20 protein-coding genes and 1 other RNA gene are annotated in these 24,114 nt (G+C 64.4%); 5 read left to right on the forward strand and 16 right to left on the reverse strand.

The features are described from left to right. The first annotated feature begins 93 nt into the window (after window positions 1–93). A complete protein-coding gene (locus RSPPHO_RS20605) occupies window positions 94–783 on the forward strand; it encodes a hypothetical protein (protein ID WP_069187558.1) in 690 nt (229 codons plus the stop codon). A gap of 43 nt (window positions 784–826) precedes the next feature. Here RSPPHO_RS20605 and RSPPHO_RS15470 read toward each other — a convergent pair whose 3' ends face one another. The 11 genes from RSPPHO_RS15470 to RSPPHO_RS15510 form a co-directional block, all read right to left on the reverse strand. Then, a complete protein-coding gene (locus tag RSPPHO_RS15470; protein ID WP_014416149.1) occupies window positions 827–1,396 on the reverse strand; it encodes a DUF3035 domain-containing protein in 570 nt (189 codons plus the stop codon). A 59-nt stretch (window positions 1,397–1,455) separates the two neighbouring features. Further along, entirely contained in the window at window positions 1,456–1,779 is a 324-nt protein-coding gene (gene lspA / locus RSPPHO_RS21765; protein WP_339325388.1) for a signal peptidase II, read from the reverse strand. 11 nt (window positions 1,780–1,790) lie between these two features. After that, entirely contained in the window at window positions 1,791–1,973 is a 183-nt protein-coding gene (locus tag RSPPHO_RS21770) for a signal peptidase II (RefSeq protein ID WP_014416151.1), read from the reverse strand. Beyond that, the gene (ileS, locus tag RSPPHO_RS15480; RefSeq protein ID WP_041795856.1) at window positions 1,970–4,789 is read right to left on the reverse strand and encodes an isoleucine--tRNA ligase; all 2,820 of its coding nucleotides are present in this window, start codon (window positions 4,787–4,789) and stop codon (window positions 1,970–1,972) included. The genes RSPPHO_RS21770 and ileS overlap by 4 nt, the downstream gene beginning before the upstream one ends. Before the next feature lie 216 nt (window positions 4,790–5,005). Next, a complete protein-coding gene (locus RSPPHO_RS15485; RefSeq protein ID WP_014416153.1) occupies window positions 5,006–5,269 on the reverse strand; it encodes a ribbon-helix-helix domain-containing protein in 264 nt (87 codons plus the stop codon). Between the two features lie 56 nt (window positions 5,270–5,325). Next, entirely contained in the window at window positions 5,326–5,748 is a 423-nt protein-coding gene (locus tag RSPPHO_RS15490; RefSeq protein WP_014416154.1) for a TfoX/Sxy family protein, read from the reverse strand. Continuing rightward, window positions 5,726–7,342, reverse strand: coding sequence for a fumarate hydratase (locus RSPPHO_RS15495; protein ID WP_041795871.1), 1,617 nt, complete (start codon window positions 7,340–7,342; stop codon window positions 5,726–5,728). Before RSPPHO_RS15495 ends, RSPPHO_RS15490 begins: the two co-directional genes overlap by 23 nt. A gap of 81 nt (window positions 7,343–7,423) precedes the next feature. Then, entirely contained in the window at window positions 7,424–7,924 is a 501-nt protein-coding gene (locus RSPPHO_RS15500) for an SspB family protein (RefSeq protein ID WP_242390521.1), read from the reverse strand. A 295-nt stretch (window positions 7,925–8,219) separates the two neighbouring features. Further along, window positions 8,220–8,538, reverse strand: a transfer-messenger RNA (tmRNA) gene (ssrA, locus tag RSPPHO_RS18420). Window positions 8,539–8,611: 73 nt separating this feature from the next. Further along, complete coding sequence (locus RSPPHO_RS15505; protein WP_014416157.1) at window positions 8,612–9,847, reverse strand: AAA family ATPase; 1,236 nt, start codon at window positions 9,845–9,847, stop codon at window positions 8,612–8,614. Window positions 9,848–9,943: 96 nt separating this feature from the next. Further along, the gene (locus RSPPHO_RS15510) at window positions 9,944–10,561 is read right to left on the reverse strand and encodes a hypothetical protein (RefSeq protein ID WP_157879273.1); all 618 of its coding nucleotides are present in this window, start codon (window positions 10,559–10,561) and stop codon (window positions 9,944–9,946) included. Window positions 10,562–10,721: 160 nt separating this feature from the next. On the opposite strand from RSPPHO_RS15510, the gene RSPPHO_RS15515 reads away from it, so the two are divergent. From RSPPHO_RS15515 to RSPPHO_RS18190, 4 genes are all read left to right on the forward strand, one after another. Beyond that, entirely contained in the window at window positions 10,722–11,816 is a 1,095-nt protein-coding gene (locus RSPPHO_RS15515) for a glycerol dehydrogenase (protein WP_041795873.1), read from the forward strand. A gap of 163 nt (window positions 11,817–11,979) precedes the next feature. Then, window positions 11,980–14,121: a DEAD/DEAH box helicase family protein gene (locus RSPPHO_RS15520; protein ID WP_157879274.1), complete on the forward strand. Its 2,142-nt coding sequence runs from the start codon at window positions 11,980–11,982 to the stop codon at window positions 14,119–14,121. A 14-nt stretch (window positions 14,122–14,135) separates the two neighbouring features. Then, window positions 14,136–15,749, forward strand: a complete 1,614-nt coding sequence (locus RSPPHO_RS15525) for an HsdM family class I SAM-dependent methyltransferase (RefSeq protein ID WP_041795875.1) — start codon at window positions 14,136–14,138, stop codon at window positions 15,747–15,749. After that, complete coding sequence (locus RSPPHO_RS18190) at window positions 15,749–16,954, forward strand: restriction endonuclease subunit S (RefSeq protein ID WP_051013942.1); 1,206 nt, start codon at window positions 15,749–15,751, stop codon at window positions 16,952–16,954. Before RSPPHO_RS15525 ends, RSPPHO_RS18190 begins: the two co-directional genes overlap by 1 nt. Window positions 16,955–17,233: 279 nt before the next feature. Here RSPPHO_RS18190 and RSPPHO_RS15535 read toward each other — a convergent pair whose 3' ends face one another. From RSPPHO_RS15535 to RSPPHO_RS15555, 5 genes are all read right to left on the reverse strand, one after another. Next, complete coding sequence (locus RSPPHO_RS15535) at window positions 17,234–18,142, reverse strand: HAD hydrolase-like protein (RefSeq protein WP_014416163.1); 909 nt, start codon at window positions 18,140–18,142, stop codon at window positions 17,234–17,236. A gap of 7 nt (window positions 18,143–18,149) precedes the next feature. Beyond that, the gene (locus RSPPHO_RS15540) at window positions 18,150–20,792 is read right to left on the reverse strand and encodes a valine--tRNA ligase (protein ID WP_041795881.1); all 2,643 of its coding nucleotides are present in this window, start codon (window positions 20,790–20,792) and stop codon (window positions 18,150–18,152) included. Between the two features lie 123 nt (window positions 20,793–20,915). Continuing rightward, window positions 20,916–21,182, reverse strand: coding sequence for a DUF2497 domain-containing protein (locus tag RSPPHO_RS21335; protein WP_242390522.1), 267 nt, complete (start codon window positions 21,180–21,182; stop codon window positions 20,916–20,918). A gap of 521 nt (window positions 21,183–21,703) precedes the next feature. Then, entirely contained in the window at window positions 21,704–23,152 is a 1,449-nt protein-coding gene (locus tag RSPPHO_RS15550; protein WP_041795882.1) for a TolC family outer membrane protein, read from the reverse strand. Window positions 23,153–23,308: 156 nt separating this feature from the next. Continuing rightward, complete coding sequence (locus RSPPHO_RS15555; protein ID WP_014416167.1) at window positions 23,309–23,959, reverse strand: protein-L-isoaspartate O-methyltransferase family protein; 651 nt, start codon at window positions 23,957–23,959, stop codon at window positions 23,309–23,311. Window positions 23,960–24,114: the final 155 nt, after the last annotated feature.

Genomic DNA, 24,114 nt, shown 5'->3' on the forward strand with positions numbered 1-24,114 from the left:
GGTCTTCCATGAACCGACCCCGAGACGGCTGGTCAGGACGCCCGGGGTGTGGTACCAGAGTCACGTTTTCATGCTCCCCGGAGGACGCCGCTCATGGCTCATCGCGTCTTGTCCGGCCTGCGTTCGCGCGGCCCGGCTCGATCTTCCTTTGTTTCGATCTCGTCGGCGGGGGCGGCTCTGCTCCTGCTGGCCGCGTGTGCCTCGGATCCCACCCCGGCCCCGACCGTTTCCCAGGCGACCCCGACCCTGCCCGCGTCCGCCGCCACCACCCCGACGCAGGTTGCCGCTGCCTCGTCCGCCCCGTGTCATCCGTCGCGCGACGACGCCGCGATCGCGGTGCGGGCCTTGCAAAGCCATCTGATGGTGGCCGGGCTGTCGTGTGGTCAGTCCGCGTCCTACAACCAGTTTGTGACGAAGTTCCAGTCCGATCTGGCCAGCCACGGCCAGTCGCTCACCGGCTACTATAGCCGGCAGTACGGCGGCAAGGGTGCCAATCAGTTGAATACCGCCGTCACCCGCATGGCCAATGAGGCTGCCACCCGCTTCATGCAGGACCGCTCCGGGTACTGCGGCGAGGCCCAGGCCGCGTTTGAAGCCCTTCAGGCTGTCCGCTCCGGTGGTCTGGTGGACTTCGTGGTTGCCCAGCACCCGTTCGCCGTCCAGGCTCCGGCGTGCTCGACCGCTACGGCCGACAACACCCCGATCACGCCGACCAAAGGCAAGGGGACCCCGACCAAAAAGGCGGCCAAGGCTCCTGAGAAGAAGCCTGTGGCGAAGAAGTAAAAAAAGGCTGGGGAGGCTTGGCCTCCCCAGACCGCTTTGTTCCTTAGAACAGGCCTTCGAGCAGGCCGCGTTCCCGGCGTTCGATGGTCGGCGTGTGTCCCTCGGTGACGGGACGGCCGAGCGACTGATTTTCCCGCAAGCGCTTCAATTCGGCCTCGGCATCGACGGCCTTGCCCGGATCCTCCTCCGGCGCCCGCCAGAACACCAGGCGGTCGGTAAATGTGCGCTCTTCCTTGGCCAGGACCGAGGTCTCGCGATTGACGATGTCGCGAATACCCGGCACGGCCCGGTCGGTTCCCGCCTGACGCAACAAGACATTTTCCCCCGGCGTTGTTCCGCTCAAGGGGGCGGCGCCGGCTTGTCCCATCAAGGCGGTGCGGGCGACATCGCGCGGCGAGATCTCCTGCGGCCGCTCGGCGCCGGGCTGGGGCGGGCGAAGGTTGAAGTCGGGCGGCAGGGCCAGGGGGGCCCGGGTGACAACCTTGAATTCATCGGGAGGCTGGCGTTCCAGGCCGAGGGTCTTCTTGGTTTCGCCGCACGCTCCCAGCGCGAGGGCGGCGACCACGAGAAGGGGCACGGCAACAGACGCGCGCGAAGGGGTGAACGGGCTCATGGCGGGAGTCTATCTCCTGGAGGCAACCGGAAGAAAAAGGCGACGCCGGGCTCTGGACGTTAGTCCCCGGCGCTGCGCCGAGGGCCAACGTCGCGACGCAGCAGGGCTTCCCCAATCAGAAGCGCCGCCCCCGTGCTGATGGCCGCATCGGCAAGGTTGAAGGCTGGCCAGTGATAGCCAAACCCATGGACATCAAGAAAATCCACCACCGCGCCGTACAACACGCGATCGATTACGTTGCCCAGCGCGCCCCCGATGACAAGGCCCAGGGCGAAAACCTGCAAGGATGTCTCGGCACGGCGGAGCCACACCAACAAAAACACGGTAATGCCTGCGGCCAGCCCGGACAAGATCCAGGCGTTCCATGGGCCGTCGTTGTTCATGACCCCGAAGCTTACCCCCGGTTCCACACCAGCACCAAATTGAAAAAGGGGGTGATCTCCAAGACCCGGGGTGGGTTCATCACCACGTCCAGGATCCAGGTCTTGAGGAGCTGGTCAAGGCCCATCAAGATCCCGGCCACCCCGAGGCCGCTGGCAAGGCGGCGTCGGAGCAAGGCGGCCCCCAGACCCCTCATGCCGAGGCCTGGGTCAGGACACTGTCGCAGCGCCCACAGGTCCCAGGATGGGCGTGGGTGCCAACATCGGGCAGGATCTTCCAGCAGCGCTGGCACTTGTCGCCCTCGGCCACCTGCACGACCACCGCCACGTCGGTGACGTCCTCCAGGGTGTGGGCGCCTTCGGGGGCCGGGGTTTGGGCGCTGTCTACCAGGGAGAGGCCCGAGGTGATGCACAACTCGGCCATGTCGAGGCCGGCGCACGCGGCCAGCCGTTCGGCCGAGGCATACACCACCGGGTGGGCCTGAACGCTGGCGCCCAGCACCTTGTCGGCACGGGCCCGCTCTAAGGCGCCGGTCACCACCCGGCGCAGCCCGCGCACCTGAGCCCAGCGCGTCGCCAGGGCCTCGTCGCGCCAGCCGGCCGGCGTCTCGGGGAAGAGCTGGAGATGCACCGAGTCGGTCTCGCTGGGGAAGCGGGTCAGCCACGCCTCTTCCGCCGTGAAGCAGATAAACGGCGCGAGCCACGTCACCAGACGGTTGAACACCAGATCAATGACCGTGCGGCAGGCCCGGCGCGTCGGCGAGGTGGGACCGTCGCAGTAGAGCACGTCCTTGCGGACATCGAGGTAAAACGCCGAGAGGTCCAAGGTGCAGAAGGTGTTGAGCGCCTGGAACAACTCATGGAAGCTGAAGGACTGGCAGCAGGCGCGCACCTGCTCGTCGAGTCCCGCCAGATGGTGCAGCACCCAGCGCTCCAACTCCGGCATCGACGCCACGTCGGTGACCCGCTCGCTCTCGTCGAAGCCCTCCAAGGCGCCGAGCAAGAAGCGCAAGGTGTTGCGCAGGCGGCGGTAGGTCTCGGTGGTTTGCTTCAGGATTTCGGGGCCAAAGCGGATGTCATTGGTATAGTCCGACGACACCACCCACAGGCGCAAAATGTCGGCGCCCAGGGTCGAGACCACCTTTTGTGGGCTTTCGGCATTGCCCTTCGACTTGGAGAACTTGTCGCCCTTCTCGTCGAGCAAGAAGCCATGGGTCAGCACCGCGTCATAGGGGGCGCGCCCACGGGTGCCGCAGCTTTCCAGCAAGGAGGTGTGGAACCAGCCGCGATGCTGGTCCGAGCCCTCCAGGTACAGATCAGCCGGCCACTTCAGGTCCTCGCGGGCTTCCAGCACGAAGGCATGGGTGCAGCCGCTGTCAAACCACACCTCGACAATGTCGCGCACCGGCTCGAAGTCGGCCGGGTCGTAGTCGGGGCCCAGGAAGCGACGCGGATCCTCAGTGTACCACGCATCGGCGCCCTCGGCCTCGAAGGCCTGGGCAATGCGTTCGATCACCGCCGGATCGCGCAGGGGCTCGCCGGTCTTCTTGTTGACAAACAAGGCAATCGGCACCCCCCAGGCCCGCTGGCGCGACACGCACCAGTCCGGCCGGCTCTCGATCATCGCGCCAATGCGGTTGCGGCCGCGCGGCGGCACCCAGCGGGTGTCCTCGATCGCCTGAAGCGCCTTGGCCCGCAGGTCGTTCGTCTCCATCGAGATGAACCACTGCGGCGTGTTGCGGAAGATCAAGGGCGCCTTGGAGCGCCAGGAATGGGGGTAGCTGTGGGTCAGGCTGCCATGCGCCAGCAAGGCCCCGGCCTCGGTCATCGCCGCCAGCACCGCCGGCGCCACCTTGAACACGTGCTGACCGGCAAACAGCGGCACATGCGCCATATACAGGCCGTCGCCGTCCACCGTGTCGGGCGGCTGGATTCCATGGGCGCGCCCCAGGAAATAGTCGTCCTCGCCGTGGCCCGGGGCGATGTGGACAAAGCCTGTTCCCTGATCGGCGGTCACGAAGTCGCCGGCCAGCAGCGGCACGTCATAGTCATAGCCCCGGCCGCGCCAGGGGTGGGCGCACACCGTGCCGGCGAGCGCGGTGCCCGGCAGGGTGGCACTCACCTCGTGGCCGCTGATCTTGGCGTGGGCCAGAACATCGGCCAGGAGGTCTTCGCCGACCACCAGGGTTTCGCCAACCCGGGCCAGCGCGCCTTCGGCAACCGCCGTCACCTTGACCACGGCATAGGAGAGGCCCGCGCCATAGGCGACCGCCCGGTTGCCCGGCATGGTCCACGGCGTGGTCGTCCAGATCACCACCGAGGCCCCGGCCAGCGCCGGCTGGGCGGGGGTGACCACGGGAAAGCGTACCCAGATGGTGGTCGAGGTGTGGTCTTGGTATTCCACTTCGGCATCGGCCAGGGCGGTCTTTTCCACCACCGACCACAACACCGGCTTGGCGCCCTTGTAGAGCCCGCCGTTCATCAAGAACTTGCCCAGTTCGCGCACGATGCGCGCCTCGGCGGCATAGGCCATGGTGGTGTAGGGGGTCTTCCAGTCGCCGACGATGCCCAGGCGCTTGAACTCCTCGCGCTGAATGGCAATCCATTCCTCGGCGAAGGCGCGGCACTCGCGGCGGAAGGCCACGACGTCCACGTCGTCCTTGTTTTGGCCCTTGGCGCGGTAGCGTTCCTCGATCTTCCACTCGATGGGCAGGCCGTGGCAGTCCCAGCCCGGGACATAATTGCTGTCCTTGCCCATCATCTGCTGCGAGCGGGTAATCACGTCCTTCAAGATTTTGTTGAGGGCGTGGCCGTTGTGCAGGTGGCCGTTGGCGTAGGGCGGGCCGTCGTGCAGGACAAACTTGTCGCGCCCGCGCGCGGCATCGCGCAGGCGGGCATACAGGTCCAGCCGTTCCCAGCGCGCGAGAATCTCCGGCTCTTTGTCGGCCAGGCCGGCTTTCATGGGAAACGCGGTGGTGGGAAGGAAGACGGTGGACTTGTAATCAGCGGTCATGGCGCTTGATCTCAACCATCAGGGGCACGGAAACCACCCCCGCCGGACGCCCGCCCGGCCGGGATGGTCATGGATAGCCCACAAGCGCGCGCGCCTTCAATGCTTAAAGGAGGGATGGGACGAGGGAAGGCTGGGGAGGCTCGCCTCCCCAGACCCCACCGTCCTGGGGAGAGAGGGGTCCTGGGGAGGCGAGCCTCCCCAGCCTTCCCTTACCCTCTAGAGTTCCGCGCGAAGGTCCGGACTGGCCCCCTCGCCGTCGCTGCGATAGGCGGCCAGAACGTGAATGCGAATGGCGCTCGACAGGTTTCCCGTGCGTCGGGCGTCAATATCGGTGACCAGATCGTTGACCGAGATCCCGCGCCGGCGCGCGAGATCTTTCAGGGCATCCCAGAAGGGTTCCTCCAGGGAAACACTGGTGCGATGTCCCGCAATGGTGACGGATCGTTTGCGTACCATCGGGTCCGGGACGACGTTATCCATGCGTCTGCCAAGCTCCTCGGAAGGTGAGTGATGAAAACAAGGGGGAGAACAAAAACCTATCCCGCCGCCTGACGGGCGCGCTTGGCCGCCTCGAAGGCCTTGCGCCCCCAGGTCACCAGCACAGCTTCGTCATCGAGCACGAAGGGCGGCACCCCCCGGAATTTGAGCCCCCCCGTGGTTTGCGGCGCCGCGAAAAAATCCTGGGAGGCGGTTTCCCGCTCCCAGGCGTCGTAGTCGGCCCGATTTCCGGCATCGACCCGAAAGTGCAACTGCCCCCCCGAGACCAAGCCAAACAGCACGCCATCCAGGTAGAACCCACAGGCGTCGGTCATTTCGCACAGGTCCACCCGGCCTAGCGCGGCGCGCAGCAACGGAAGCAGGGCGTGGGCGATGCGGGTTTGTTGGAGATCCTCGGACGAAGAGGACTCCCCTTGGGAGCGCCGCCCGGCCGAGAACTCAGAGTTGCTTGAAAAAATCATTGCCCTTGTCGTCCACGATGATGAACGCCGGGAAATCCTTCACCTCGATCCGCCAGATCGCCTCCATGCCCAGCTCGGGGTATTCCAGAACCTCAACCTTGCGGATGCTGGTGAGCGCCAGTTGCGCCGCCGCGCCGCCGATCGAGCCCAGGTAAAAGCCGCCGTGCTTGTGGCAGGCCTCGGTCACCGCGGTGGAGCGGTTGCCCTTGGCGATCATCACCATGGAGCCGCCGTGGCTTTGGAACAGATCAACGTAGGCGTCCATGCGCCCCGCCGTCGTCGGCCCGAACGAGCCCGAGGCATAGTTGGCCGGCGTTTTGGCCGGGCCGGCGTAGTACACCGCCATGTTCTTGAAGTAGTCGGGCAGCCCCTCGCCCCGGTCGAGCCGTTCCTTGAGCTTGGCGTGCGCAATGTCGCGCGCCACAATCATCGGGCCGTTCAGAGACACGCGGGTACGCACCGGGTACTTCGACAAGGTGGCGCGAATCTCGTCCATCGGCCGCGACAGGTCGATCTCGACCACGTCGCTGGACAGGCGATCGGTGCGCACATCGGGGAGATAGGCCGCCGGATTGGTTTCCAGCGCCTCCAGGAACACGCCCTCGGCCGTGATCTTGCCCACCGCCTGCCGGTCGGCCGAACACGACACGCCGATGCCCACCGGGCAGCTCGCCCCATGGCGTGGCAGGCGAATCACCCGCACGTCGTGGCAGAAATACTTGCCGCCAAACTGGGCGCCCAGGCCCAGGCGGCGCGTCAGCTCCAAGATGGTAGCTTCCATTTCCAGATCGCGGAAGGCATGCCCCGCCTTGGAGCCCTGGGTCGGCAGGCCGTCCAGATAATGGGCGCTGGCCAGTTTGACCGCCTTCAGGCAGGTCTCGGCGCTGGTGCCGCCAATCACCACCGCGAGGTGGTAGGGCGGACAGGCGGCGGTGCCCAGGGTGCGGATCTGCTCGTCGGCAAAGCGCACCAGCGAGGCGGGATTCAGCAGGGCCTTGGTCTGCTGGTACAAGTACACCTTGTTGGCCGAGCCACCGCCCTTGGCCATGAACAGGAACTTGTAGGCGCTGCCCGGTGTGGCGTAGAGGTCGATCTGCGCCGGCAGGTTGTTGCCGGTGTTGACCTCCTCAAACATCGTCAGGGGGGCCATTTGGGAATAGCGCAGGTTGTTGTTGGCATACGCCCGCGCCACGCCCTCGGTCAGGGCGAGGGCGTCGGTTTCGCCGGAAAAGACCTGCTGGCCCTTTTTGCCCATGATGATCGCCGTGCCGGTGTCTTGGCACATGGGCAAGATGCCGCCGGCCGAGATGTTGGCGTTCTTGAGCAGTTCCAGCGCCACGAAGCGGTCGTTGGCCGAGGCCTCGGGGTCGTCGAAAATCGCGCGCACCTGGGCCAGATGGGCCGGGCGCAGCAAATGCGCGATATCGTGGAAGGCCTCCTCGGCCAGCACGGTGAGGGCCCGGGGCTCGACGACCACCACGGGCCGGCCCCGGAACGTATCCTGGCCCACCAAGCCGTCGGCCGCCTCAAGGCGCCGATAGGCCGTGGTGTCGGGGCTCAACGGAAACATTTCCGCGAAGGCGGGATCAATCATGCCACGGGCTCTCCCAGACAATAATAAACCATCCCCGGAGACCCTGTGGCCCCTGGGGATCAACACGACGGGGGCCTGGGATCAGGGCTTCTTGCGGAAGCGATCCAAGGTAATGACGTTGTTGGGATCGGTTGAGGGATCGGGAACGGCGGGCGCGGTGCCACTATCGGGGGTCTCCGAGGGCTCGTCCTCCGACCCTTCTTCCTCGACCCCGTCATCCAAGGTGACGTGGAACTGCAAGCCGAAGGTGGCATGCGGGTCGGCAAAGGCCGTCACCGACTCGAAAGGAACCTCAAGGCGCTCGCGCCGTCCCCCAAAGGACAGGCTGACCACAAAGCCCTCCTCGTTCACCGCCAGATCCCAGAACTGGTTTTGCAAGACGATGGTCATGGCGTCGGGGTGCTGGCTTTTGAGACGCGGCGGGACCACGGCGCCCGGGTGATCGGTGCGAAACGTGATGTAGAAGTGGTGCTGCCCTGGCAAACCCTGGCGTTCCGTCACCAAAAGGGCCTCGCGCATGACACCGCGAAGGGCTCGTTCGACCATTTGGTCATAGGCGAATTGGGTGATCCGGTCTTCCACAGGCGCTCCTTGGGTCCCCTGGTCATGCCATGGGTCCGTCGGGGGCGCGGCCGGCTCATCCGGCCCGGGCGCCAGCGTCACGTCGGACCCCGGCACAGCATAGCGTCTGGGTCCGCGAGCGCAACCAAGCTCATGCAAGACGTCGTGCGTTTTGCGCATGGGCCGCCCTTCCCGCTGCATGCCGACTTATTTATGGGCACGATCAGGGCGTCCTTTCCGCAAGGTCACGCCACGCGCTGGCCCCCCGCGCGAGGACCGGCGCCGCACCATGCTTGGAAAAGGAACAGAGAAAGGAAGTGGGGGGGCTTCTGTTGCCCGGTGCCCCCCCGAACCGCGCTTACGGTGTTTTACGCCGCAGCGGCAAGTTCAACGTTGTCGTTGGCACTTGTCAGAGTTGGCCCGATAACGGTGGGTACCATGCCGAACACAGCTCAGGCCTTTACCACGCACGTCGATCCTATTTCGCCCCCAGATCCCGCCCGAAAGCCGGAAATGGTGGAGGCGCCGGGTACCGCCCCCGGGTCCGCAACGCTTATTCCGCGTGAGGTTTAGTGTCATAGCCGGCTTGCACCGGCCCCATCCATATAAGGGGCAAACGACGCTTTGGGAAGAGGCTTTGGCCAGGGCCTTGTCAAGGAAGGGGGCGCGAGAGATCGGGAAGGCTGGGCAGGTGCGGCTGCCGCTCGTTCAAGGCCGGTTCGGGCCGTAACCATCGCGCAGGCGCTCGAGACACTCCTTGGCTGCCACGAGGTCACCCGCCTTCAGTAAACGCTCCAGGTCCTCCAGGCTGTCTCGCAGATCCAAGGGGGGCTCGCTGGCCTCCATGACCGGGCGAAGAATCCAGCCGCTTTCGTGTTCCAAGGTCTCGCTGGACTGGAGGGAGCGGCGATCCAAGGCAATGACATGCCGAGGCTCGATCTCGCCGATGATCTGGGGCGAATGGGCGGTGGCAAAAAATTGAACCCGGGGAAACGTGCGGCGTAAATCACCGACGACCCGGCGCTGCCAGCGGGGATGGAGGTGGAGATCCAAATCATCAATCAGCACCACGCCCGGCGTCTCTACCAGCGCCGCCTCGCCCAGATGCGGGTTCAGGCGGGCGATTTTCTGGGCCAGATCGGCGACCAGGGCAACCATCACCCGCTGTCCGTCACTGAGTTGGGCCAAGGGAAGGGCGCCGCTCTCCTCGCACACCACAATCACCTCGCCGCGCTCCGCGTCGAAATACAGATCCTGTCCTCCCTCCAGGCAGGCCAGAATGGCTTGCTTAACCGCGACGAACAGCGCCGTGTCCTGGCGTTGTTGAAAACTGATCCACGACTGCCGTGCGATCCATTTTTCGAGCTGAAGAATGGAAATCCTGGGATCAACGCTGTCGCGGTAGCCCTCTAGTCGCGAGAGACCGTGTTGCTGAGGCAAGGTCTCGGGGAGCTTGATGATGTTCTTTTTTTGGGAGGGACGAGGTTCTTTCCAAAGGCGCTGGGTGCCGTAATAGGAGATGACGGGGAGAACGATTTCCTTTCCGGCCAGGACGTCATTGCCTGCTTCAAAAGCATGGCTCTTGATGAGTTTTGCTCCCCTGACCGTGGCTCTTCCTGTTCTTGATGCGAGAGCGCAAGACCACTCCACTGGGAAGCGGGAAACATCGCCAAGCGCAATGACCTCCACGGGGAAGCACGCCTCAAAATGGATACCGCCTGGATGCTTGCAGGCCACCAGTCGCACGTCTTCTTGCTGGATGTGCCGACTGTCATACCCTCTCAGTCCCAGGAACCAACTGCTGGCTGCCACGCTGAGGGCTTCAAGAAGGGAAGTCTTTCCCGACCCATTGTCACCGATGAACAAATTGAAAGAAGGATCAAAGGAAAAATTAATTTCCTCAAACATGCGATAATTTTTTAACCGAAGTTGATCAATTCGCATGCTCGCCTCCTCGTGCGTTCCGGTTCTTAAAGGGCGGGCCGGACTCCCAGGAATCGAGGGGTCTGGGGAGGCCCCGCCTCCCCAGCCTTCCTTTTTCTACCCGGCCCCCACCCCCAAGCGCCGACGCCACAGCGCCCGGCGGGCCGTTTCGGCGCCGGCGACCACACCCCGACTGGCCCGCCACCAGAAACGCTCGGCCTCGGGATAAGGGGCTGTCTCGGGCTCGGCCTCTGGCGCAAGCTCCCCCAACACCGGCTCGGCGAGGGCCGAGACCGCAAGGCCGGTGGCCCAGGGCCGCAACAAGGTGTCGTCGAAGGGCCGGACCAGCCAAGGCGTCAGGGCGAGAAAACGCAGGGCGGCCCGGCGGGTGAGGGCATAGCCGGGCAGGGGGCCCGATGGCAGGGGATCAAGCGGCCACGGCAGGCCGGGACCCGGGGTGTGCAGCAGCACCACGTCTAGAGTTGCGGCCTGGGCGTCGAGAGTGCTCAGGGCCGCAGCGAGGCCGGGCAGGCAGGCGGCGCGGCTGTCGAGGATCAGGCCGACCGGGGTGTCGGTCATGGCCAGGGTAATGAGGGCGCGGCGCTGGGCGTGCCAGCGGGCGAGGGCGGTGGCACCAAGCGGCGCGGCGGCGAGCCAGCGCCGGGTGGCGTGCAAGAGCAGCGGGTCGGCTAACTCCCCCCCCGCGGAGAGATCCAGCGGCCAAGAAGGGGGCACGGTTCAAGCAGGGAACCGTTTGGGAGCAAGAAAGCTCTTATAGGTTTTGGCGAAGGCACAAGGGCCCCGAGGGCCCCCCGTTTGCTTTGGCATGAGGGGTCTGGGGAGGCGAGCCTCCCCAGCCTTGGTTTCTTTGAAAGACTGGGGGAGGCGTGACCCAATGGCCGGCGTGCTGTTGGCGCCCAGGCGCTATGTCCAAGGCGATGGAGCGGTTCATCGCATCGGCACCCATGCGGCCCGGCTCGGGCGGCGGGCTCTGCTGATCGGTGGGACCCGGGCGCTGGCCGCCTGCGCCAGCGCGATCTCGGCCTCGCTGGGCGCGGCCGGGCTCACGGTGCACACCGAACCGTTCGGCGGGGAATGCTGCGATCGCGAAATCGACCGGCTGGCGGCGGTGGCGCGCGACCAAGGCGCCGATCTGGTGATCGCCGCCGGCGGCGGCAAGGCCATCGACACCGGCAAGGCCGTCGCCCTGGCCCGGGGCCTGCCCATCGTCGTGTTCCCCACCATTGCCGCAACCGATGCCCCTTGTTCGACCGTCATCGTGGTCTATACCGAAGACGGGAGGTTCGATCGCTATGTCCAACTGCCGCACAATCCCGATTGCGTGCTGGTCGATACCGGCCTGATCGCCCGCGCCCCGGTGCGCACCCTGGTCGCCGGCATGGGCGACGCCCTTTCGACCTACTGGGAGGCCGACACCTGTGCCCGCAGCGGCCGGCCCAACCCACTGACCGGGGGCGACGCCCCGCTGCGCACCGCCCTCGCCCTGGCGCGTCTGTGCTACGACACCTTGCTGGAATACGGGGTTCAGGCCAAGCGGGCCGCCGAGACCGGCGGCGTGACCCCGGCTCTGGAAGCCATCGTCGAGGCCAACACCCTCCTGAGTGGTCTGGGCTTCGAGAGTGCTGGCCTTGCCGGCGCCCACGCCATCCACAACGGCCTGACCCGCCTCTCCGCCTGCCATGACCGCCTGCACGGCGAGAAAGTAGCGTTCGGCACCTTGGTCCAGCTGGTGCTGGAAGGCCGCCCCGATACCCAGGTTCGCGAGGTTTTAGCCTTCTGCCGCTCGGTCGGCCTCCCCATCTGCCTCGCCGACCTCGGTCTTGCCCAAGCCACCCGCGCCGACATCCGCACCGTCGCCGAAGCCGCCACCGCGCCCGGCGAGTCTAGTCACGCCGCGTGGTTCACTGTTACGCCTGAGCGGGTTGAGGCTGCGATTTGGGCGGCCGATGCTGTGGCGAGGGAGGGGTGAGGGGAAGAGTAAAAGGTTAAGGCTGGGGAGGCGCGGCCTCCCCAGCCTTTATGCAGGCGCAGCATCTGCGCGATTTTATCCGCAATTCCCGTTTTGCGGGATTGGTTGTTGTTCTCACCATGCCGCCTCTGTAGACTGTTGAAGTCGATGTGGGAGAGGCGTGATGTCGGCCAATGAGGCTTTCAGCCGGGTCAAGATTGATGCTCAGTTGAAGGATGTCGGCTGGAGGCTGTCAGACGGGAAGAGCGTCCGATACGAGTATGTCCTGCCCGACAGAACCAAGGCCGACTATGTGCTGTGTAACCGGCACGGTCATTCCCTGGCTGTCGTTGAGGCCAAGAAGGCGTCCATCAATCCCGTGGAGGCCGAGGGGCAAGCCCTGGCTTATGCCCGGCACCTTGGCGTCCCGTTCATCTTCCTCGCGAATGGCGAAGAGGTTTGGTTTTGGGAATGGGAGAAAGAAGCCCATCCCCGCAAGGTCGCCACGTTCTCGTCCCAGGCTGATCTTGAGCGGGCCGAAGCCCTGCGAAAGTTGCGCGTTGACCCGATGACGGTGGCCATTGACACTAAGATTGCTGGTCGCGATTACCAAAAGGCATGCATCAACAAGCTGTGCCAAGAGATCACCCTGGGGCGGCGCAAGATGTTGGTCTCGATGGCAACCGGCACCGGCAAGACCCGTACAGCCGCCGCCTTCATCAAGCGGCTGTTTGAGGCCAATGTGGTCAGTCGGGTGCTGTTTTTGGTGGACCGCATTACTCTGGCGAAGCAGGCTGAGGATGCTTTCGCCGAGCATCTGCCCGGCTATCCCGCCTATGTGCTGCGCGGTGGTCGCCGTTTTCAGGACGAAAAGCGCATCACCATTTCCACCCTTCAGACTTTTATTGGTGAGTATGCCAATCTTCCCGCCTCGTATTTTCAGCTTGTTGTCGTGGACGAGTGCCATCGTTCGATTTATGGCAAGTGGTCGGGTACGCTGCGGCACTTCGACGGCATTCAGGTGGGGTTGACCGCCACTCCGTGCGTGATGATGGATCCCGATGACCTGCCCGATCCCGAGGATGGCCAGTTTATCCGCGACACCTTGAAGTTCTTCGAGGTGGCCGAGCCGACCTTCACCTACTCCCTGAAACAGGCCATCCAGGAAGGAAACCTGCTCCCCTACCACATTTATCGGGCGCTGACGGTCAAGACCGCTGCCCGGGGTGGGTTTGAGGTGAGGCGGGACGAACTTGATTGGTCGGCGATGGACAAGGCGACGAAGGCCGAGTTCGAGGTCCATTTCAATGGTGCGGATTCCATTATCGTGGATCCATCGGTGTTGGAGCGCAAGTTCACCATCCCGGAGCGGAACCGCGCCATGGTGCGCGAGTTTCGTCAAGTGATGGAGAAGGGCTTTATTGGCAAGGATGGGTTGAAGCGCGCGCCCCTGTGGGGCAAGACCATCGTGTTTGCGGTGACGAAAAAGCACGCGGAGACGCTGGCCCACATGTTTGACCAGGAGTTCGCGGACAAGAAGCCGACTCCTCAGACCCGTTACGCGGACTTCGTGGTATCGGGGCTGGGTCAAGACGACACTGTGGATGGTTTCACCAAGATCAAACGGTTCAAAGACGAGGAATTCCCGAAGATCCTGGTGTCGGTGAACATGCTAGATACCGGCTTTGACGCGCCCGAGGTGGTCAATCTGGTGATGGCCCGATTTACCAGATCCACCATTCTTTATCAGCAAATGCGCGGTCGCGGCACGAGGCTGGCCCCGCATATCAAGAAATCCGCGTTTACGATGTTTGATTTTGTTGGTGTCACCGACTTCCATGGTGACAACGAGGATGCCGGTGAGGGTGGGGTCGTCATTGCGGCCAAGCCCCGCGATCCCGTGGCACAGCCGCGCATGTTGCTCACCTTGGATATCTACGATCACATTGACCCGTCCACCCGTGAGTGGTTCACCGTGGACGAGGACGGCAACCTGATCCGCACCGACGAGGAGGAAGCCAAGGCGACCGAGTTGGGCTTGTGTTTCGAGGCGTGGCTGGTTGGGCGTTCGTTTGATACCGAGCAACTGCGCTGGCTGCGGATGGTGGAAAGCCAAATCCGCGCCAATGCCGGCGAGATGGAGGCGTTCGAGGCGTACCGGTTCACGATAGCGCCCTTTTCTCTCAACGGTGGTTATCCGCGAGCGCGTCAAGTGTTTGGTGGTGAGGAGGCCCTGAACGAGATGCTTGCCAGCCTGAACGCTGCTGTGTTTCCTACCCCTCCCGGTGGTGGCGACCCTGCCCCGGAACAGCCTGCGGCGCATTGAGACAGGACCCGACGATGCCCCTTACTCCCGAGCTTCGGCGCGGCATTGACCAAATTCGCGACTACCTCTATGGCGGCGGCTTCCCCGACCCGCTGACCAACGCCGAACAGCTTTCGTTCCTGTTCTTCTTCTATCTTGTGGAAGGGATGGACGCTGATAGCCTGATGCGGGCGAAGGCGACCAAGCGCGATTACACCTCGATGTTCGCGGGCGATTGGGCGATCAGGAACCCCCTCAATGCGCCTGGGCAGGCCGCACTCCCGGCCGAGCGGATGAAATGGTCGCAGTGGAGTGTGATGGCGGGTGAAACCCTGGTGCGGTGGGTCCGTGACGAGGTGTTTCCCTTCTTCACCGAGGTGGCCGAACGCTCGGCAATGAACTTTATGACCGGGGCGCGACTGGGCATTGACGAGCCGACCGTGCTCACCCAGGTGGTCGGCCTGATTGACAGGCTGCGATTGGATGAGGCCGACGCAGACACCAAGGGCGACCTGTTTGAATATGTCCTGAAGCAGGTCAAGCAGGCTGGTGAGTTGGGCCAGTTCCGCACGCCCCGCCACATCATCCGCGCCATCGTGGAGATGGTGGACCCCAAGGTGACGGAGACCATCTACGACCCGGCGGCAGGCACGGCGGGCTTCCTGGTCGCTGCCTACAACCACATCCGCCTCGCCAATTCCTCGCCGGCTGGCATTTTCGAGACAGAACTGGACGGAAAGTTGGTGACGCGCGGCTGGGGTGACCGGCTTTCAGCGGCGATGACCAACAAGCTGACCAACGCCACCTTTTACGGTAACGATGTGGACCCTAAGATGGTTCGCCTCGCCACGATGAATTTAACTTTGCGTGGCCTGCCCAATGTGCAAATCCTCAAGCGCAATGCGCTGACCACCACGATGGAGCGGACGGAGAAGGTCAAGCTTGGCCTTCCCCTGGATGGCTATGATGTTGTGCTTGCCAATCCGCCCTTCTCCGGCAAGCTGGACAAGGACCGGGTGGTGGACGATGTGAAGGTGGGCACGACCACGGCCACCGAAATCCTTTTCTTGAAATATATGCTGAATTCCCTGAAAGCGGGCGGGCGGTGCGGCGTGGTGGTGCCCGAGGGCGTGTTGTTTGGCAGCGCCGGGGCGCATAAGGAACTGCGCCGTCAATTGTTGGAGAACAACACCGTGGAAGCGGTGATGAGCCTGCCCGGCCGCGTATTTCAGCCCTATAGCGGTGTGAAGACCTCCGCGCTGCTGTTCAGAAAGGGCGGCACCACCGACAAGGTTCTGTTCCTCCACGCCGACGCCGATGGCTACAAGCTGGACGCCAACCACGACACCCCGGTTGAGGCCGATGATCTGCCGATGTTGGTGGAGGCCTACCACCGCCGCGCCGAACTGTGGGACCAGTGGCAGGCGCGCGACGAGAAGGCCGAATGGACAGAAAAATGGTGGATTGCTGGTCTAGACGCCATTCGGGCCGCCGACTTCAACCTATCGGCCGGGCGCTATCGTCCCCAGTCCCAGACCCAGGTGGAGCACCGCAATCCGCTGGACCTGCTGGACGAGCTTCGCGCCCTTGAAGGCGAGATCCTGTCGGAACTGGATGCGCTGGCGGACAAGTTGCAGGAGCGGGTCTAATGTCGGGCGCTCCAGTTTGGTCGCGCGTCCGCCTCGTTGAAGTGGCCGATGTCGCGTCGGGTGTAGGCTTCCCCACTGCCTACCAGGGCGAAAAGGAGGGTGATTTCCCATTCTACAAAGTCAGCGATATGAACTTGCCGGGGAATGAAATTCATATGAGATCGCACAACAATGCGATTTCCGAGGAAGTCCGCAAGAAACTGCGCGCAAAGCCATTCCCTGAGGGTTCGGTCATTTTTCCTAAGATTGGCGCTGCCATTGCCACGAACAAAAAGCGCGTTCTGACGCGCCCTTCTTGTGCAGACAACAATGTGATGGCGGTAATCCCGCGTGAAGGCGTTCTTCTGCCGGAGTTTCTACTTTACCTGTTCAGCAGGAAGAACCTTTCGGATTTCGCCTCCGACTCCAACCCGCCGTCCATTCGCAAGACCGAGGTGGAAGAGTGGGAAATCTCTATCCCCCCCCTGGACGAGCAACGCCGTATCGTGGACATCCTCAACCACGCGGCCAGCATCCGGCGGCTGCGGGAGGAAGCGCGGGCCAAGGCGCGCGAGATCATCCCCGCGCTGTTCGTGGAGATGTTCGGCGATCCGGCCACGAACCCCAAGGGGTGGCCCGAGACGAATGTCGGAGAGGTAGCTGATGTCCAAGGCGGTCTTCAACTTACTAAGAAGCGAGATGCTCTGCTGCTGGAGATGCCCTATCTTCGGGTCGCAAATGTCCATCGCAATCTGCTTGTTCTGGACGAGATAAAAACCATTCGGGTGACGGAGGTAGAGAAAGAGAGGGTCAAGCTACACGGTGGCGACCTGCTAATTGTAGAGGGGCACGGCAACCCAGAGGAGATTGGGCGTGTGGCAGTCTGGGATGGGTCGATTCCCGAATGTCTTCACCAGAATCATTTGATACGAGCGCGCTGTCGCGAAGGTATTTCTTTACCAAAATTCTTGTCCGCCTTCCTAAACTCACAGACTGGAAGACAGCAGCTACTTCGCCAGGGTAAGACAACTTCGGGGCTGAACACTATTAGCACTTCTAATGTCAAACGCGCCTGCATCTTGTTACCACCCATCGCTCTCCAGCAAGAGTTCGCCGAGCGGGTTGCAGAAGTGGAGGGTATTTTGTCCCTCAATGACCGCGCGGCCACGGCAGCGGAGCAGACGGCGCAGTCGCTTCTGGCCCAGGCGTTCGGACAGGCCGCGTGACAGGGAGGGGCGTGGAAGGGCGGCAGCATCAGGCTTTCCGCATCAGCCCTGCGTGTAACAAGATCGGGTCGCCACAGAAACAGCCCCGCGTGACAGCCTGGGCTGTTTCAGATCACGGCTGGAGCTTCTTGCCGTCGTGGCCTTTGGCCGTTGCAAGCTGCCTGCCAGCACCTGTCCGGGGATTAAAACCCTCCGACACGCCTCCCCCCTCAAAACAACCCGAGGGGTCTGGGGAGGCCGCGCCTCCCCAGCCTTACCCTTTTCCCTTCTTCGGGTCCCTTAAATCCGCCCCGCCTCATACTCCGGCGCCAACCCGACCTCGATCGCCCTCTCCAACGCATCCCCCCCCCGCAAAAGACCATCCCCCACCAAGAGCGCTCGCATCCCCTGGGACCGGGCGCCGAGAACGTCGGTGTGGGGACTGTCGCCCACGGCGAGGATGCGAGCTGGGGAAGCAGCCGGGAAACGCTGGCGAACCAAGCCATAAACCCCCGGCCACGGCTTGCCGACAAAGCGCACGTAGCCGGCTGGCAGGCGCGCCGCCAGGGGGAAGGCGAAAAAGCCGGGCTCTAGGCTGAGGCGACCGCGAAACGGACAGGTGACATCGGGATTGCAGACGACCAAGGGGCGCGGGCGGCGCTCCAGGCTTTCGGCCAGACGGCGGGCCGGGCCGTCGTCCTCCCAGTCGTTGGTATCCACCAACACGAAGCCGGCGGCGTCGTCGAGGTCGGCGGGGGCATCGGTGCCGGGGCGGCTGCCGGGGCAGCGGGCGACCACGGCGTCGGGATGACTGCCAAGCACGGCGAAGCCCTGACCGGCGTTGGGTAAGGCGGCCGGCAGCAAGGAGCGGCCCGACACCACGGCCTCGGCCCCCACGGGAAAGCCCAGGGCGGCCAAGCGCGCGGCTACGTCTTCCGGCGGGTGGGTCACGTCGTTGGTGACAACGCAAAACGGCAGGCCGCGCGCGCGCAGGTCGGCCACGGCGTCCAGGGCCCAGGGAAAGGCGCCATTGCCCTCGTGCAGGACGCCATAGGCATCAAGCACCACCAGATCAACGTCGCCCTGGTCCAGAACCTCGGCCAAGCCGCTTACCCGCTGCGAGGCGGCGGGCGGGGCAGGGAAGGGCGGGAGGAAGGGCCGGGCGGCGGTATACACCGCCCAGGCCGCCTCAAACGACACAAAAAGCATGGCCGGATCAGGCGATGCGGGCCAACGCTTCCGTCACGCGGGCATGCTGGGCCTGATAGTCGGCCCGGCGCTCGCGCTGTTCCGCCACCACTTCTTCGGGGGCCTTGGCGACGAAGCCCGGGTTATCGAGCTTGCGGTCCAGGCGGTCGATTTCGCCGTCCAGGCGCTTCAGTTCCTTGGCGAGGCGCTGGCGCTCCTGGTCGAGGTCGATGATGCCGTCGAGGGGCAGGATCAAGGTGGCTTCGCCCAGCACGACTTGGGCCGAGCCCTTGGTGGCGGCGGCCTCGGTCGGGGTCAGGCTGGCCAGTCGGGCCAAGGTGGTGAGCAAGGGGGCATGCGCCTCCAGGCGGGCCAGGGTCTCGGCGTTGGCGCCTTGCACCAGGAGCGGCAGGCGGGCGCCGGGCGGCACGTTCATTTCGGCGCGCACCGAGCGCACTGCTGAGACCAGGGCAACCACCCAATCCATGGCCGCCTCGGCATCGAGAGCGGCCAGATCATGGCCGGTGGGCCAGGGCTGGGTCATCAACTGACCGGCGCGCGGCGCGATGTTGCCCCACAGCTCCTCGGTGATGTAGGGCATCAAGGGGTGCAAAATGTGCAGCACCGTATCGAGGACCCAGGCGGCCATGGCCCGGGTTTCGGCCTGGACGCTGGCCTCGGCCTCGCCCTGGAGCAGCGGCTTGGCCATTTCCAGGTACCAGTCGCAGAAGGTATTCCAGACGAAGGCGTAGGCGACCTGGGCGGCGTCGTTGAAGCGGTAGGCCTCGATGGCCTCCGCCACCTGGGCGGCGCAGGTCATGGCCTTGGCGGCGATCCAGCGGTTGAGCGGCAGGCGGGCTTGGCGGGGATCGACGTCGGGCTGGGGCTCGCAGCCGTTCATCTGACAGAAGCGGGCGGCGTTCCACAGCTTGGTACAGAAGTTACGGTACCCGGCGACGCGCTGCTCGCTCATCTTGATGTCGCGGCCCTGGGCGGCCATGGCGATCAGGGTGAAGCGCAAGGCATCGGTGCCGTACTGGCCCACGAGGTCGAGCGGGTCGATGATGTTGCCCTTCGACTTCGACATCTTCTGGCCCTTTTCGTCGCGGACCAGGGCATGGATGTAGATGTCGCGGAAGGGCACATCGCCCATGATGTACTCGCCCATCATCATCATGCGGGCGACCCAGAAGAAGATAATATCAAAGCCGGTGACCAGCACGTCGCCGGGGTAGTAGCGAGCCAGTTCCGGGGTCTGGTCGGGCCAGCCCAGGGTCGAGAACGGCCACAGGGCCGAGGAGAACCACGTGTCGAGGACATCGGTGTCCCGGGTCAGGGGTTCGTCCTTGCCGTAGTGGGCGCGGGCCGCCGCCTCGGCTTCTTCCTCGGTTTCCTCGACAAAGATGGTGCCGTCGGGGCCGTACCACGCCGGCACCTGATGGCCCCACCAGATCTGGCGGCTGATGCACCAGGGCTGGATGTTGCGCATCCACTCGAAGAAGGTGTTTTCCCACTGCTTGGGCACAAAGCGCATGCGCCCTTCTTGCACCGCCTTGACCGGGCCGGCGGCGAGGGTGGCGGCATCGACAAACCACTGGTCGGTCAGCCAGGGCTCGATGATCACGCCCGAGCGGTCGCCGTAGGGCTGGGTCATCGGGTTGTCCTCGACCTTCTCGACGAGGCCCAGCGCCTCCAAGTCGGCGAGGACGCGCTCGCGCGCCACGAAGCGGTCGAGGCCGCGATAGGGCTCGGGCACCGCGTCGTTGAGCTTGGCGTCGCGATCCAAGATGTTGATCAAGGGCAGGTTATGGCGGCGCCCGACCTCAAAGTCGTTGAAGTCGTGGGCCGGGGTGATCTTGACCGCGCCCGAGCCTTTCTCCGGGTCGGCGTGCAGGTCGCCAACCACCGGAATGCGCCGGCCGGCCAGCGGCAGCAGCACCTCGCGGCCGATCAGGTCCTTATAGCGCTCGTCCTCGGGATGGACGGCGACCGCCGTGTCGCCCAGCATGGTCTCGGGCCGGGTGGTGGCCACCACCAAGAAGCGGCCCTCTTCATCGGCGAGGGGGTAGCGCAGGTGCCAGAGCTTGCCCACGGTTTCGCGCTGCTCGACCTCCAGGTCGGAGATCGCGGTGTGCAGCTTGGGATCCCAGTTGACCAGCCGCTTGTCGCGATAGAGCAGGCCGTCCTTGTGCAGCTTGACGAACACCTTGCGCACGGCGCGCGACAGGCCCTCGTCCATGGTGAAGCGCTCGCGGGCCCAGTCGGGCGAGGCGCCCAGGCGGCGGAGCTGGCGCTGGATGGTGCCACCGGACTCGGCCTTCCACTCCCACACCTTGTCGATGAAGGCGGCGCGGCCGAGGTCGTGGCGGGTCTTACCCTGGGCGGCCAACTGGCGCTCCACCACCATCTGGGTGGCGATGCCCGCGTGGTCGGTGCCGGGCTGCCACAGGGCATCGCGGCCGCTCATGCGGTTGTAGCGGATCAGCACGTCTTGCAGCGTGAAGGTCAGGGCGTGACCCATGTGCAAGCTGCCGGTTACGTTGGGGGGCGGCATCATGATGGTGTACGGACGGGCCTCGCTCGTGGGAGCGCAGGCAAACGCGCCCGACTGTTCCCAGCGGGCATAGAGCCGCTCTTCGACGTCGGCGGCGTTGTAGGTCTTGTCCAGCATGATGGGCCGGTCCCTTATTTCACGGCAAGAGGGGGATAAACCCTGCCAGGGCCGGCCGGGGCACCCCCCCAAAAGCAAACCGGCCCCGAAGGGCCGGTCATCATAAGGGCGTGCCGGAGTGAATCAAAGCTTTTCGGAGCGGGCTACCAAGCGCTCGATCTCCTTTTGCACCAAGCGCTCGGTCATGCCCGGCAGGTTCTCGTCGAGCCAAGTCTTGAGCAGCTCGCGCAGGATCTCGCGCACGATCTCCTCAATGGTGAGCGAGCCGTTGCCCAGGGCGGCCGAGCGTTCGCGCGCGACGGCCGTAGCCAGCTCGGCCAGCAAACCACCGGCGGTATTTTCTGTATTGAGCGACATCAGTCGGTCGTCTTGGGGCTCAGGCTCAAACATGGGGATCATCGGCGGCGGAGGGGGAGGGGGCGGCGGCGGGGGAGGAGGGGGAGGAGGCGGCGGTGGTGGTGGCGGAGGGGGCGGCGGCGGCGGGGGTGGTGGCGGCGGGGGTGGTTCCGGCACGGCCATCGCCTCGGTCAGCTCCAGCACGTCCTCCTCGGGCTCGGGGAGAGGCAGGGGGAGAGGTTCCTCGTCCTCTTCCTCAGCCGGAGTCTCCCAGAAATCATCCGCCGGTACGGACTCGGGTGCGGGATCCTCAGCCTTTTCTTCATCCTCGGAAAGGATCTTCCGGATGGATGCCAGGATGTCCTCCATGGAGGGTTCCTGATTGGTTTTCTCTTCGCTCATGATCCTCGGCTACCCGGCCTGAGTGCTCTTGACATGATGTTAGCATAAGGCAAGGTCTGTAAAAACTCCGTTACTCGGCATTTTTACGCGTCTGGGATCTTTCTTTCAAAGAAAAACCCGGGTCGCTGGGAAGGCGGCCCGGGCCGAAAGTCAGTGCGACTCCAAAGGAGTGGTTAGCGAACCGATCCGCTGTCGATGCTGATGTTCTCCTGGGTCACGTCGTCGGTGATGTCCTTGTCTTGGCCCAAGGCCGCATCACGATCGGCCCACGCATTGCCGCCCAGCCACTGTCCGCGCACGTCATCATAGTGGCGCTGGGGGTCATGCAGCGGGGTATTCAGGGCCAGGGTGTCGGCCGTCATCTGCCCAATCGCTGCCAGAAGCTGGTAGGTGTACACGGCGGTATCGCGCTGGGCGCCGGCTAAGTTGACGCGGGCTTGCAGGAGTTCCTGCTCGGCATCAAGCACGTCCAAGGTGGTGCGCGAGCCGACCTGGGCTTCGCGTTTCACGCCATCTAGGGCGATGGTCGCGGCGTCGATCTGGCTTCCATAGGAGGTGACCCGGGCTTTGGCGCTTTCCAGGCTCTGCCACGTCGAGGACACTTTCTCGATCACCGTATCGCGCTGTTCATCCACCTGTACCCGGCGCTGGCCGGCTCGGTGCTTGGCGTCCCGGATGGCCGAGTAGGTCGCCCCGCCCTCATAGAGGGGCATGCTGACCACCAACGAGGCGCCCACGGATGTGGTGTCTAGGTCCTCAACCGAGCTTCCCTGATCCCAACTAACTGCGGCCTTGGCGTTCACGGTTGGCAAGAGCTGCCCCCGGGCGTCGCGGATCGAGGCCTTGGCTGCGTCCCAAGTATATTCCGCCGAGGTGATGTCCGGGTTGGAGCGTCGAGCCACATCCACGGCATCTTCCATCGTCTGGGGCAGCTTCACCTCAAGGCGCGGCGTTTCCAGTTGCTTTGGGGTGTGGCCCACCACTTTTTCATAGTTGGCCCGCGTGGTTGCCAAGGTGCCCTCAGCGGCAATGCGCGAGGCCACCGCTGCCGCTAGCCGGGATTCCGCCTGGGCGACGTCGGTGCGGGTGATTTCGCCGACCCGGAAGCGGTCCTGGGCGGCTTCCAACTGCCGCTGAAGGACTTCTTCGTTGTTTTTGTTGAGGTCCAAAACCGCCTGATCGCGGATTAGCGTGAAATAGGCGGTGACCACATCGAGCAAAACGGTTTGCTCAACCGATTTCAGTGCGGCGCGCTCGGCGGCGACATTGGCCTCGGCCTGATCCACGGCGGCAACGGTGCGAAAGCCCTGGAAGATATTTTGCTGGACCGTCACTCCCGCAGACAAGGGGCTCAGGGTTTTGTCTGTATAGGTTTTCAGATCGTAATTGATCTTTTCGTACCCGGCACTGCCTTCCAGAGTCACGGTGGGCCGCCAGCCCGACAGCGCCTGCGGCACCAACTCGTCGGTGGCGCGTCCCAAAAGGCGTCGGGCCTGAAGGGTCGGGTTGGATTGGTAGGCCGACACCAAGGCTTCGGACAACGTTTCGGCGTGGACGGGAGCGACGAGGCCGACTCCGCCAACCAGGAGCGTGGCAACCGCGATGGACACAGGTTTCATCATGATTTTTCTCTCGAAACGCTCCAAAATTCGTTCGCGGGACAGCGACGGCGCTTCCCCGAGGTCAGGGAAGCGCCCACCATCTCAGGAAGTGTGCACGATCACGGTCTCCATGCAACGCAAAAAGGACCGTCTCTCGGATGGTTAGCATGGGGCGGCTCAGAAAATGAACGCGGGCGCCGGGGCAAATCCCTTGAGCAAGGGGGCGTCGGCGTCGAAGAGAACGCGCTGGCTGAACGCGGCGCCATGCCGCTCGACCACAGTCAGGCGTCCCACCGCGCCCTGGCGGATGACGGCCACCAGCCGGCCCTTGTCGGCCAGTTGGTCCCGCAGGGCTACCGGGACAGCCGGCACCGCGCCGTTGATGAAAATCAGGTTGAACGGGGCCTGACGCGGGCAGCCCTCGGCCAGAGGGCCGGTGATGACCACCGCGTTGTCACGGCCCAACTCGCTCAGGGTCGCTTCGGCCTTGGTGGCTAAGTCGGGGTCGGATTCCAGGGCGACCACCGTGCTTGCCATATGGGACAGCACCGCCGAGGAGTAGCCGGTGGCGCAGCCCACATCCAGCACCACATCGGTGGGAGCCACCGCCGCCACCTGGAGCATGCGCGCCAAAATCAGCGGCTCCAGCAAGGAGCGCCCGCCGCCCACCGGGATATCCTCGTCCACATAGGCCACGGCCCGGCGCGCCTTGGGCACGAATAGTTCGCGCGGCACGGCCTCCAGGGCTTCCAGCACCAGGGGATCACTGACCCGGCTGGTCTGGATCTGGTTTTTGATCATGTTCACGCGGGCCGTATTGGTGTCCATCTCGCTCCCCCCGGCGTCCAGTATCCTAGTCGGGTTTTATAGTGCGCCCAGCCGCGCCTGACAACGACTCCCCCCGATCCGATCTTTTTTTCAAAGGGGGGAAAAACCCGCTTGACCCTTTGGAGACCGCTGCGTATAAGGACGCCCTCGCCGCG

The sequence above is a fragment of the Pararhodospirillum photometricum DSM 122 genome (assembly GCF_000284415.1).
Taxonomy (GTDB): Bacteria; Pseudomonadota; Alphaproteobacteria; order Rhodospirillales; family Rhodospirillaceae; genus Pararhodospirillum; species Pararhodospirillum photometricum.

Coding starts and splice junctions, on each gene's coding strand:
- RSPPHO_RS20605 (WP_069187558.1), top strand. CDS start 94: ATGGCTCATCGCGTCTTGTCCGGCCTGCGTTCGCGCGGCCCGGCTCGA.
- RSPPHO_RS15470 (WP_014416149.1), bottom strand. CDS start 1,396: ATGAGCCCGTTCACCCCTTCGCGCGCGTCTGTTGCCGTGCCCCTTCTC.
- lspA (WP_339325388.1), bottom strand. CDS start 1,779: ATGAACAACGACGGCCCATGGAACGCCTGGATCTTGTCCGGGCTGGCC.
- RSPPHO_RS21770 (WP_014416151.1), bottom strand. CDS start 1,973: ATGAGGGGTCTGGGGGCCGCCTTGCTCCGACGCCGCCTTGCCAGCGGC.
- ileS (WP_041795856.1), bottom strand. CDS start 4,789: ATGACCGCTGATTACAAGTCCACCGTCTTCCTTCCCACCACCGCGTTT.
- RSPPHO_RS15485 (WP_014416153.1), bottom strand. CDS start 5,269: ATGGATAACGTCGTCCCGGACCCGATGGTACGCAAACGATCCGTCACC.
- RSPPHO_RS15490 (WP_014416154.1), bottom strand. CDS start 5,748: ATGATTTTTTCAAGCAACTCTGAGTTCTCGGCCGGGCGGCGCTCCCAA.
- RSPPHO_RS15495 (WP_041795871.1), bottom strand. CDS start 7,342: ATGATTGATCCCGCCTTCGCGGAAATGTTTCCGTTGAGCCCCGACACC.
- RSPPHO_RS15505 (WP_014416157.1), bottom strand. CDS start 9,847: ATGCGAATTGATCAACTTCGGTTAAAAAATTATCGCATGTTTGAGGAA.
- RSPPHO_RS15515 (WP_041795873.1), top strand. CDS start 10,722: ATGGCCGGCGTGCTGTTGGCGCCCAGGCGCTATGTCCAAGGCGATGGA.
- RSPPHO_RS15520 (WP_157879274.1), top strand. CDS start 11,980: ATGTCGGCCAATGAGGCTTTCAGCCGGGTCAAGATTGATGCTCAGTTG.
- RSPPHO_RS15525 (WP_041795875.1), top strand. CDS start 14,136: ATGCCCCTTACTCCCGAGCTTCGGCGCGGCATTGACCAAATTCGCGAC.
- RSPPHO_RS18190 (WP_051013942.1), top strand. CDS start 15,749: ATGTCGGGCGCTCCAGTTTGGTCGCGCGTCCGCCTCGTTGAAGTGGCC.
- RSPPHO_RS15535 (WP_014416163.1), bottom strand. CDS start 18,142: ATGCTTTTTGTGTCGTTTGAGGCGGCCTGGGCGGTGTATACCGCCGCC.
- RSPPHO_RS15540 (WP_041795881.1), bottom strand. CDS start 20,792: ATGCTGGACAAGACCTACAACGCCGCCGACGTCGAAGAGCGGCTCTAT.
- RSPPHO_RS21335 (WP_242390522.1), bottom strand. CDS start 21,182: ATGTTTGAGCCTGAGCCCCAAGACGACCGACTGATGTCGCTCAATACA.
- RSPPHO_RS15550 (WP_041795882.1), bottom strand. CDS start 23,152: ATGATGAAACCTGTGTCCATCGCGGTTGCCACGCTCCTGGTTGGCGGA.
- RSPPHO_RS15555 (WP_014416167.1), bottom strand. CDS start 23,959: ATGGACACCAATACGGCCCGCGTGAACATGATCAAAAACCAGATCCAG.